An 8,874-nucleotide genomic window follows, 5' to 3' on the forward strand; every position below is an offset into this window, starting at 1 on the left:
GACACTCAAACACATTCCACAGCCAATACATTTTTCTTGTATAAGTTTAAGGGTTACAACATTTTTTAAATATTTATGTTTCATGAAAAATACCTCCTTAGAAATTATTAGAATGCAAAATTACTAACTAACAATAGTATGCTTCCTAAAACTATTGAGATTGCTATAAGTGGTACAGCTACTTTCATTTCCTTAACAACTCCAGACAAAGATGTATAAGTTGAACATCCAGTGAAATTCATAGCATAATATGAAGCTACAGATGGTAAAATCAATAAATAAGCTACTGAATTTAAAAAGTTAACATTCGGAGTCCGCCAATTTAAAATAACTATTAATAGCGCCCAGAGAAGTCCTATTAACCATCCTTTAAATGAAAATGCGTTACCTGGTATCCATGGCAAAAACATAGGTACTAATACACAACCTGAAAAAATTGCTCCAAGGTAAGCAATTACATCTATACTTTTAAAATTTCCTATGGATAATAAGTTTAATAAAAACATTATTCCAAAAATTATTAGAGAAGATTTTAAAGAACCAACAATTTCAATAGGAGTTAAAACTAGTCTATCAAGTAAATTGAATCTTACCTTACGCATTTCTGGGGTTGCCTTCATTTCATTATTTAGAAAGTGCGGTATATCTTCTGCTCTAACTGGACCATAAACTACTTTAAAGCCACTTTTCTTTTGTACCTCGTGAGCTGAAACCCCTGTTGCACTTAATTGAGGTAATATAAGAGTTTTGTGAGTAACTACTTGGGATAGATTAACTTTCTTAATGCGGTATGCAAGTTCATTTGTACCAAAGGTTCCCTTAGAAGCTGCACACCAAACATTAATCCCCTTTGTATCAAGCACAAGTATATAGGTATTTACTCCTGTTAATTCTTTTCTTAAAGCATCAAAGCTCATTTTATAGTTCCCTGTAACCATTACAGGAGAATTGCAATCGGGTGTCCCTAAGCTGTAAAGACCAGGAATTACATTGAAATTCATTCTATTTATTCCCCATCTAGCTTTAAAGGAACCCATGATATCACTAAAAGTTAGTTTGGATGTTGATTTTGTGATGTTAATATTAGTATTATTATTACTGCAACAAGTTGTCACTTTCCTATTTGAATTCATTTTTAACATAGCATTTCTCCTAACCTTATTTAGAATACAATATATTGTAATGAGGTGTTGCACTCATTTGGAGATCAGATGAGTTTTATTTTGGTTAAAATCGAATTTAATCCAGTTTTAACCTCATGCTTTATTTGGTTTTGGATATTGAAACTCTCGATTATTTTAAACCTAACAGTTTACCTAATGTCTTATTCTTCGTTTCTATTGCACCTTGTGGACAAAGTTCCTGACAACAGAAGCATCTTATACATTTACTGTAATCCCATTTTGGAATTACTTTATTTCCTTTCTTTATAAAGGATATGACTTCAGGCTTTTGTGGGCAAACTTCATCACATCTCTTGCAACCAATACATTTCTCTTCTATTACAACTGGATTGGGTGCAACCATTGAGGTTAAAAAATGAGTTACGGAAGGGCTTACAAAATAAAAGCTGCCGCCTTTTCTTGATAGCTTAAAGTCTTTACATTTCATTGACTCTATTTTTTCTCCTAATACCTCTATATCTTCTGGTAGAACAGCCCCCCACTTTGAATCAAAGGCTTCTTTTAAAAGGGGGATTTTTAAAACGTCATTATAACCAATTAACCTAACTGCAACTGAATCCACAGCGGTTAAACATTGGCCCATAATTATAGTATCCATCTTTTTAGGAGTTCCACTTTTAGGCCCATTTCCCTCCATTGCAATTATTCCATCAAGAATTGCAAAGCTAGTGTTAACCACAGTATTTACATCTAATAGCATTTTACTGAAATTATTAGCGTCTGGCATTCTTGTGTGCCATGTTGCTTTTTGAGTACCCGGAACACAACCGAATTGATTCTTAACTGCTCCAGTATAATATGCCATAGCATGGGTTTTTAGCTTTGGAAGTGTAATCACAACATCAGCTTCATAAGGTGCCCTAGCTATATTCCAAGATTTACATAATATAGAGTTTTCAAGCATTACATGAATATCTTCTTTAAAATCATCAAAAACAACCCCGTATCTGTTAGCAACTTCCATAAGTCCTGACTTTTCAGCTGCTTTTCTTGAATCTCCAAAACCAGGCGAATCTCCAAATGTAATATTTTCGCTGTATTCTTTAACTATTCTAACTACTGCTTCAAAAACTGCGTAATGAGTTATAACTGGTGATCCTTTTTGTTCTATACTAAGAAAATTAGGTTTTAATAAAACTTTACTATTTTTAGGTATAAGTTTTCTTAAAAAAGAATCCCCACCAAGAAGTTCAAAACCTTCTCTTAGTGTTTTTTCTATTAGTTCTACGTCATATTCTGTACATTTTAAAAGTGCAACGCTTTCCATAATAACTACTCCTTTATCCTTTAATCGAATGCTGCAGGGCTAGCATCTTGCTTACATTCATAACTAGTTGTTCATTTACCCTACATATTAAAAACTTTCCCCTTTTCTCTGTGGTAATTAGTTCTGCGTTCACTAATTCTTTGATATGATGAGAGACTGTCGGTGCTCCAATACCCAAACAAGCAGTGATATCTGCAACGAAGCATTTACCACCGGCTTCAAAACCGGCTTCGTGAGCCTCGGCAATTTTAAAATATAACTCTAATCGATTCTCATTAGAAAGAGCTTTAAATATTTTTGCCATTTTTCGTGTATTCATTTTTATTAACTCCCAACCAAAGATATCATTATTCGATAACCATCGAATTGATTCTAGCCTATAATAAGATTCTTGTCAATATAGAACTCATTTTAAGTCGGTTCCTTTGTTTATTCCATGATGTGGTTTTTATTACTTTATAACAAAAACTATATATAGTCATGTATATATGCCCATTTACATGTAAATGATATAATATTGAAATAAATCATTTATCAATTATTAATATGTTACTTATTTTTAATATGTAAGGAGGAACAAAATGAGATATGACCTGATAGCATCGCAATCCATTGAAATAAATATAGGTAATTCCAAACTTTGGGATGTTTTGACAAACCCTAAAATTATTCAAGAATATCTTTATGGGACTCAAACAATAACTGATTGGAAAATTGGAAGTAAAATAATGTTTCAGGGTGAATTTAATGGTCAAAAATATTGTGACATGGGTGTAATAAATGAGAATGTATTACATGAATTACTAAGTTATAGCTTTTGGTCTAGTTTTTCTGGATTAGAAAATAGACCTGAAAATTATTCTCTGATAACATATAATTTAGAAAGTATAGATTACAATAAAACTAAATTCACATGGACGCAAAAGGGTCATCCAGATGAAGAATCTTGCGCACATGCAGAAACCCAAATTGGAGAATTACTAAAAAACATAAAAGAAATAGCTGAAAAAAAATAACATGATATAAATACACTCACATAAGTGGGTGTATTTATATTAATAGGCAATATTATTTTATATACAGTTTTTGTTGTGCAACATTACATATTATTATTATTATTATTATTATTATCCTCTTAATATTTTTAGTACTTCTTCACCATGTTCATCTGGTTTAACTTTTTCATAAGTTTTAATTATAATTCTATTTTCATTAATAATAAATGTTGAACGTACAATTCCCATAGATGTTTTGCCAAACATCTTTTTTTCCTGCCATGCTCCATAAGATTCAATAACACTATGGTCAGGATTACTTAACAAGTAAAAAGGCAATTTATGTTTGTCCTTGAATCTTTGATGTGAACTAGCATCATCCTTGCTAACACCAATAACAATCGCTTCAGCAGCCAATATATCATCATATACATCTCTAAAACTACATGCTTCCTTTGTACAACCAGGAGTATTATCCTTTGGGTAAAAGTAAAGAACTACTTTTTTACCTTTAAAATCTCCTAAAGTTATATCCTGATTTTGCTCGTTCTTCAATGTGAAATTAGGTGCTTGATCTCCTTCTTTAAGCATAATTACGACTCCTTTCATTTTAAAAAAAAATTCATAATTGATTAAAACTACACTAGATATATAATTTAATTTGTATTATAGCATATGTCTATCAACAGTATACCATTTACTTGTACTTTTATTTGTTTAAGTGTCTATTAGGGCACTTTTTTTGTCGATTTCTATAGTGTGGCAATTACTAGACAACGCGCATATGGTATAAATAAATAGGTTAATGCGCATTTATAAAAGTAATGTAAAGATAGTTTTTCAGGGGGAATAATAATGTATAAGATAGAGACTTTATATCATTATTGCAGTGTAAATACATTTCTAGCAATAGTACAAGATAAATGTATAAGATTATCTGATTTAAATAGGACAAATGATTATATGGAAAAAAGATGGGCTACAAAACTTATCGGAGGGGTGTTAAAGGAAGAACTAGAAAACTTTGATATAAAGATAGACTTAACAGAAGATTATTGGTATGAGGATGGGGTAAGTAATCACTTGCAATATTATAATAAGGAAATAAAAAGAGTGGTTTACGATACTAGGCCAATATTAATAACTTGCTTTTCTAAAGAAAAAGACAGTTTAAGTCAATGGAGAGCTTACGGTCAAGATGGAGAAGGGGTATCTATAGGATTTAATTATAAACAGATTAAAGATTTAAAAAACAACTGTAAGAATATATCAGTTGAAATGGTTATGTATAAAGAAAATAAACAAAAGGAAAAATTAGCAGAATTAGTACACGCCGCAATTTTATATATGAAGAAAATGTTTGAAGATGACTTACTTAAAATATCAAATGATTTTAATGAATATTTTACAGAAAAATTCGATGGTTTTTGTGAGGTTTTAATAGAACATTTAGAAAAGATAAGTTGTGTTATTAAAAATCCAGCATTTAGTGAGGAAAAGGAAGTAAGAATAATCTATGATCCACAACTATATAATAACAAAGTTACTGGAGGTATGACTTTGGAGGAAAGTGAAAAATATTTTAAAAAAGGAGAAGAAATCAATAAGTACAAGATAAGTCCTATTAAATATTACTTTAAAAATAACCAGCTAGTTGCATCTTGTGATATTGATTTTACAGAATTAATAAAAGAACAAGTTATCAATGAAATAATAATTGGTCCAAAATCTAAGATAACAGAAAATGATATATATTATTTTTTACTATCAAATGGATACGATGCAAATAGTATAAAAATAAGTCATACAGAAGCAACATATAGGTGACATGTGTTGTTTTTTTTGTCCGAATTGTTGGGGTAGATTAAGATACTTGAAATTTGGGTATATTTAAGAAAAAACTATTTATTTGAATATGCGTAAGTCAAACTCGTATATCGATGCGGCATAAAAAATTTAGGAGGAAAAGATGTTTAATAAGAATGATAATAGTGAAAATAAAAAATTTAAACTTGAATATGATAATTCAAGTTTATTAACAGTATGTTGTAAAAAAATTATAGATACAAAAACTGGAACGAACTATTTAATAAATATTGAAGATTATGCTGGAGGATTAACTGTATTATTAGATAAAGATGGAAATGCTATGCTCTCGCAAGTGAAATTGTAAAATACTTAAAGAGGATGAGGAATTAGCCGGCATCAAAATTACTTGATTTATGTTGCTACTATAGAGTAACATAAGTGATTAATTCATCTATATTCCTCTTCCTTGTAAAATCTACTGGCTTATCATAGCTGGATAGCATGCCTTTATCATCAGGTGTTAAGTCTTTTTTTATTTTCAACTTCCATTTTAGTAAAGTCATAATTACTTTATAAGTAGGCTTTAGTTTATCAAAATTAAATCCACCCCTTAAATAAAAAAACTTTATATGTTTCTGTTCCATGGGAGTAAAGTTCTTATCTCGTACTTCTCTCATAGCAGCTTCCCTAAAGGGCGACGCTCCCGTCGCAAAAACAACAATTTTTTTATCTTTAAGCATTTCAAGGTTTTTTGTTATTAGTTTTACTCCATTGATACCAACAGCATACAAACCACCGCCATAAATCACGGTGTCATAAGCTGTAAGCGTATTGATATTAACCTTTGAAGCATCCAAAATATCAGCAGATAACTCCTCTGCAATCCATTGTGCATAGTTCTTTGTAAAACCTGTTTTGGACTTGTATATTACCACAGTTTTCATTATTTACGCCTCCTGATAATTTCAAAATTTAAATGCAACCTATTTACTAACACCTTTAACAAGTATTTCTGTATAAGAGTTTATTGTGTCATTTATCATATTTTCATCATAGATGTTATTTAAAACGATGATATTCACCATACCAAAGATACCTGTAGTTAATAGAAATGCTGTGAATTTCGTATTATCAATAGCAAAATCCCCTAATGAAATCCCCCTATTTAGTATATCTATAAGAAGATTCATAGCATCGTTATCATTAGACGTCTCCAACATAGTATTAACACCACTCAAAAGTGTAGCTTTAAAATGCTCTCTGTGGGTTAATAGTAACTGTGAAAGTTTTAAAAGACCTGTTTTCAAGGCTATTTTAGGTGTCATAGTTTTGAAATCAATACATAAAAGATCATTATATATTCTATTATAGTTATCAATGGTAATTGCCTTTATAATGTCATCTTTATTTTTAAAGTAGTTGTAAATCACAGCGGGCGAGTATTCAATATCATTTGCTAGTTTTCTAATAGAAAGCTTTTCATAGCCATACTCTATTATGAGTTTGCTTGCACTGTCAAATATTTTTCCCTTTATCGATTCTTTCTCTGCTTCTCGTCTTTCGGTTATTCCCATATTTGCACCTCCATATACTTTATGTGAACACTGTTTATTATATCAACGATGTATATAATTGTCAACATATAGAAGATATTACAAATATATATTGACTATTTCCAATTACAACTGTAAACTAATATTAAGAATTACAAATGTAATCGCCTGGAGGTGGAATAATAATGAGTGAAATCCCTAAAATATCAAATGCGGAATGGGAAGTTATGAAAATAATATGGAATTATTCTGAAATTTCATCAGTCAACATTATACAGGAACTAAAAGATAAATCAGAGTGGAAACCAGCTACTGTTAAAAGTCTTATAAACAGATTATTAAATAAAAATGCAATTAGTTTTAATAAATTAGGAAATGAATATTTATATTTTCCATTGGTATCAGAAGATGAATGTATAAAACTTGAAAGTAAGTCCTTTATTAATAAGGTATTTAATGGATCTATTAAATCTATGCTCTTATCATTTGCAGAGTCAAAAGAAATATCAGAAACGGATATAGAAGAATTGAAAAACATACTAAACCAATTAAATAAAAAGGAGGATTGTAATGATTTCAAAGTATAAGAAGGTAAATATTAAAACTATATTACTCGGAACTATTATTGTTGTTATTTTGGGAGGACTCGGTGTTGCGCTAAATACTTCAAAATCGCAAGCAAAAACACAAATTAACATTGCTAATGAATTTGTTAAAAATTTTTATGAAGTAGATGCACTAAAAATAGCTGATTATGAGAAAATGCTTAAAGCAAGCGCTAATCTCACACCTGGTAATAAAACAGCAGAAGATAACTACCTCAAAGCAGTGAGTTCATTTGATAAAAACATTCAACCTTTAATGACAGTAACAGGATATAATAGTATTATTGGAAATAGGTACAACACTCCGACTACCTTAGTTTGTGTTAAAGGTAATTATACTGTGCAAGTGACAGACATTATTCTAGAAAAAAATTTATATAGTGAGAAAGAAGATAAAGCTGGGTATCATTATGAAGCTAAATTGAAGTTTACTTCTACTAATGGGAAGGACGATCGAAGTGACACTGCAAAAGGATATATAGGGCTTTTAAAGGAAAATAGTCAATGGAAGGTGTCTATTTATAAATCAGAAGCAGACCCTAAATTGTATAAAGAGATAATGATGAAAACTATGAAAGAATAAATGATTCTTAAAAATATGAATCAAAAACTATTATTGCAATGTCATAACAGCCACAAAATAGCAATGATAATAGTATTAAATAAAATATCGGAGGAAATTAATTATGTTTAATCCAGATTTTTCGGATGCAGTAAGAGTAATCGATACCTTAACAAGTAGTAATAATACCATATTCGAAGTGCTTGAATATAAAAAACCTAGAAACGGTAGTGTTTTGGGCACTGGTGCTACAAACACCACCCCAACACAATATGGAGGGGAAAAGCTCCGTCAAGTCAGAATTAACATCAACGAGGGAGGAGTGCTAGTACAACCTGGGGAGCTCCAATTTATGAAGGGACCAATTGAAATAGAAATTCAGAAAAATGCACCTTCTGCCTCAAAGGGATTTTTTAAAAGTGTGGGTACAGGAGAAGCTTCATTTACCTCAAGGTATTACGGAAAATACGGTGAAATATATTTAGATCCCTCATATAAGTATTTTTATGTTTTAGAATTATTTGATGAAGAGATTATTTTAGATGATGGAATGTTCTATTGTTGTGAAGACACCATTGAACTTTCTGTACATACAAATAAAAATGTAGCTACAGGAATAATAAGCGGAGATGGTTTAAGACAACCGAAACTAAGTGGAAGTGGCATCGCCATTTTAGAAAGTTATGTTCCATTCGATGAAATCCTTATTTATGAATTAAATAATGAGACGTTAAAAATTGATGGTAATTTTTCAATTGTCATAAGAGGTAAAATAGATACACAAATAGAAAAGTCAAAGCACGAAGGATATTTACAGACATTCGTAGGAACCGGTGAAGTTTGGATCGCACCTACTAAAAAAAATAGACCAATGAACGTATAGTCCACATTTTAAAACA

At 30.4% G+C, this 8,874-nt stretch carries 13 protein-coding genes; 6 read left to right on the plus strand and 7 right to left on the minus strand.

Annotated features, from left to right (window positions below; translation table 11 throughout):
- The 4 genes from JJE11_RS09230 to JJE11_RS09245 form a co-directional block, all read right to left on the minus strand.
- Nucleotides 1-84: 4Fe-4S binding protein (locus JJE11_RS09230; RefSeq protein ID WP_291634846.1), on the minus strand; the 84-nt coding region annotated here is incomplete at its 3' end.
- Between the two features lie 23 nt (nt 85-107).
- Nucleotides 108-1,133 carry a mercury methylation corrinoid protein HgcA gene (gene hgcA, locus JJE11_RS09235; RefSeq protein ID WP_366927920.1) on the minus strand — a complete coding sequence of 342 codons (1,026 nt, stop codon included), beginning with the start codon at nt 1,131-1,133 and terminating at the stop codon, nt 108-110.
- 160 nt (nt 1,134-1,293) lie between these two features.
- On the minus strand, nt 1,294-2,451 hold the full coding sequence (locus tag JJE11_RS09240; RefSeq protein ID WP_291634824.1) for a DUF362 domain-containing protein: 1,158 nt from the start codon (nt 2,449-2,451) through the stop codon (nt 1,294-1,296).
- A 13-nt stretch (nt 2,452-2,464) separates the two neighbouring features.
- Nucleotides 2,465-2,770: a metalloregulator ArsR/SmtB family transcription factor gene (locus JJE11_RS09245; protein WP_291634827.1), complete on the minus strand. Its 306-nt coding sequence runs from the start codon at nt 2,768-2,770 to the stop codon at nt 2,465-2,467.
- 262 nt (nt 2,771-3,032) lie between these two features.
- Between JJE11_RS09245 and JJE11_RS09250 the strand changes: the two genes are divergently transcribed.
- Nucleotides 3,033-3,467, plus strand: a complete 435-nt coding sequence (locus JJE11_RS09250) for an SRPBCC domain-containing protein (RefSeq protein WP_291634829.1) — start codon at nt 3,033-3,035, stop codon at nt 3,465-3,467.
- A gap of 111 nt (nt 3,468-3,578) precedes the next feature.
- Here JJE11_RS09250 and bcp read toward each other — a convergent pair whose 3' ends face one another.
- Nucleotides 3,579-4,037 (minus strand): thioredoxin-dependent thiol peroxidase, encoded by a 459-nt coding sequence (gene bcp / locus JJE11_RS09255; protein ID WP_291634831.1) that lies wholly within the window; start codon nt 4,035-4,037, stop codon nt 3,579-3,581.
- Nucleotides 4,038-4,301: 264 nt separating this feature from the next.
- Here bcp and JJE11_RS09260 point away from each other — a divergent pair, with 264 nt between their 5' ends.
- Together JJE11_RS09260 and JJE11_RS09265 are read left to right on the plus strand one after the other, a co-directional pair.
- Nucleotides 4,302-5,273 (plus strand): DUF2971 domain-containing protein, encoded by a 972-nt coding sequence (locus JJE11_RS09260; RefSeq protein ID WP_291634833.1) that lies wholly within the window; start codon nt 4,302-4,304, stop codon nt 5,271-5,273.
- 142 nt (nt 5,274-5,415) lie between these two features.
- The gene (locus JJE11_RS09265) at nt 5,416-5,619 is read left to right on the plus strand and encodes a DUF6440 family protein (RefSeq protein ID WP_291634834.1); all 204 of its coding nucleotides are present in this window, start codon (nt 5,416-5,418) and stop codon (nt 5,617-5,619) included.
- Between the two features lie 58 nt (nt 5,620-5,677).
- Here JJE11_RS09265 and JJE11_RS09270 read toward each other — a convergent pair whose 3' ends face one another.
- Nucleotides 5,678-6,199, minus strand: coding sequence for a flavodoxin domain-containing protein (locus JJE11_RS09270; RefSeq protein WP_291634836.1), 522 nt, complete (start codon nt 6,197-6,199; stop codon nt 5,678-5,680).
- Between the two features lie 39 nt (nt 6,200-6,238).
- Entirely contained in the window at nt 6,239-6,829 is a 591-nt protein-coding gene (locus JJE11_RS09275; RefSeq protein WP_291634838.1) for a TetR/AcrR family transcriptional regulator, read from the minus strand.
- Between the two features lie 164 nt (nt 6,830-6,993).
- Here JJE11_RS09275 and JJE11_RS09280 point away from each other — a divergent pair, with 164 nt between their 5' ends.
- From JJE11_RS09280 to JJE11_RS09290, 3 genes are all read left to right on the plus strand, one after another.
- Entirely contained in the window at nt 6,994-7,395 is a 402-nt protein-coding gene (locus tag JJE11_RS09280) for a BlaI/MecI/CopY family transcriptional regulator (protein WP_291634840.1), read from the plus strand.
- Nucleotides 7,379-7,996, plus strand: coding sequence for a hypothetical protein (locus tag JJE11_RS09285; protein WP_291634842.1), 618 nt, complete (start codon nt 7,379-7,381; stop codon nt 7,994-7,996). Before JJE11_RS09280 ends, JJE11_RS09285 begins: the two co-directional genes overlap by 17 nt.
- A 103-nt stretch (nt 7,997-8,099) precedes the next feature.
- Complete coding sequence (locus JJE11_RS09290) at nt 8,100-8,858, plus strand: AIM24 family protein (RefSeq protein ID WP_291634844.1); 759 nt, start codon at nt 8,100-8,102, stop codon at nt 8,856-8,858.
- The last annotated feature ends 16 nt before the right edge of the window (nt 8,859-8,874 follow it).

The organism is Clostridium sp., from assembly GCF_016650095.1.
Classification (GTDB): Bacteria; Bacillota; Clostridia; order Clostridiales; family Clostridiaceae; genus Clostridium_AD.

Coding starts and splice junctions, on each gene's coding strand:
- JJE11_RS09245 (WP_291634827.1), bottom strand. CDS start 2,770: ATGAATACACGAAAAATGGCAAAAATATTTAAAGCTCTTTCTAATGAG.
- JJE11_RS09285 (WP_291634842.1), top strand. CDS start 7,379: ATGATTTCAAAGTATAAGAAGGTAAATATTAAAACTATATTACTCGGA.
- JJE11_RS09275 (WP_291634838.1), bottom strand. CDS start 6,829: ATGGGAATAACCGAAAGACGAGAAGCAGAGAAAGAATCGATAAAGGGA.
- JJE11_RS09265 (WP_291634834.1), top strand. CDS start 5,416: ATGTTTAATAAGAATGATAATAGTGAAAATAAAAAATTTAAACTTGAA.
- bcp (WP_291634831.1), bottom strand. CDS start 4,037: ATGCTTAAAGAAGGAGATCAAGCACCTAATTTCACATTGAAGAACGAG.
- JJE11_RS09240 (WP_291634824.1), bottom strand. CDS start 2,451: ATGGAAAGCGTTGCACTTTTAAAATGTACAGAATATGACGTAGAACTA.
- JJE11_RS09280 (WP_291634840.1), top strand. CDS start 6,994: ATGAGTGAAATCCCTAAAATATCAAATGCGGAATGGGAAGTTATGAAA.
- hgcA (WP_366927920.1), bottom strand. CDS start 1,133: ATGAATTCAAATAGGAAAGTGACAACTTGTTGCAGTAATAATAATACT.
- JJE11_RS09250 (WP_291634829.1), top strand. CDS start 3,033: ATGAGATATGACCTGATAGCATCGCAATCCATTGAAATAAATATAGGT.
- JJE11_RS09260 (WP_291634833.1), top strand. CDS start 4,302: ATGTATAAGATAGAGACTTTATATCATTATTGCAGTGTAAATACATTT.
- JJE11_RS09270 (WP_291634836.1), bottom strand. CDS start 6,199: ATGAAAACTGTGGTAATATACAAGTCCAAAACAGGTTTTACAAAGAAC.
- JJE11_RS09290 (WP_291634844.1), top strand. CDS start 8,100: ATGTTTAATCCAGATTTTTCGGATGCAGTAAGAGTAATCGATACCTTA.